At 48.8% G+C, this 639-nt stretch carries 1 protein-coding gene; it reads right to left on the bottom strand.

Annotated elements, in window-relative coordinates; translation table 11 throughout:
- Positions 1-422, bottom strand: a 422-nt coding sequence (locus NNO02_RS23470) for a BapA/Bap/LapF family prefix-like domain-containing protein (RefSeq protein ID WP_271455899.1), incomplete at its 3' end; no start/stop codon positions are given.
- Positions 423-639: the final 217 nt, after the last annotated feature.

The following is a 639-nucleotide window of genomic DNA, read 5'->3' as shown; positions in this document are numbered from 1 at the left end:
CCGCCACCGCCACCGCCTGCGGCGAGGCCGATTCCCCCCGCCACGGCGACGCCGCCAAGAACCCAGGGCCAGACTGCGCCGCCTTCATGACTGCCTTCGCTCGCCATCAATGGGGTGAGATCGTCCAGATGCTGATAGTGGAATGCGCCATCCGTATCCTGAACCCACCATAGCGCACCGTTGCTATCTTCAAGTACGAGCTGGCTTTGTTCATCACCTTTGCCAACGTAAAAGTTTTTAATTGTGATGGTTTCACCGGAGCGGAGTGTGACAATCAGATCCTGATTTACGCGGGTAAGCTGGCTGATTTCTTCACGAGAAACAGACAGCTTCACGATGGAAGGTGAATTGAGCGTGATTTCAGAAGCTTCAATATTTGTGGAAACACCAGTCAATTTTGATACAACGGCGAGTAGACGCATATATTCACTCCTGATGGCAGGCCGAGAGTATTAATCCACAATAGCGTGTTGGGAAAATGAGCTGACAGGTGCCCGTTCATCATATAGATGAGTTTGCACGTGTGATTTCATTGATTAGGTCACGCAGGTATCAGTTTGTTTATCGAATACATCAGAGCCTTTAAGTCTGAATAGTTCTTTCGTATTAGATGATATAGTCAGAAAGGATGTATTACGC

This window comes from Citrobacter sp. Awk 2, from assembly GCF_028069815.1.
In the GTDB taxonomy this organism is placed as follows: domain Bacteria; phylum Pseudomonadota; class Gammaproteobacteria; order Enterobacterales; family Enterobacteriaceae; genus Citrobacter.
The sequence above is the reverse complement of the archived record's forward strand: the minus strand, read 5'-3'. Positions and strand labels throughout refer to the sequence as shown.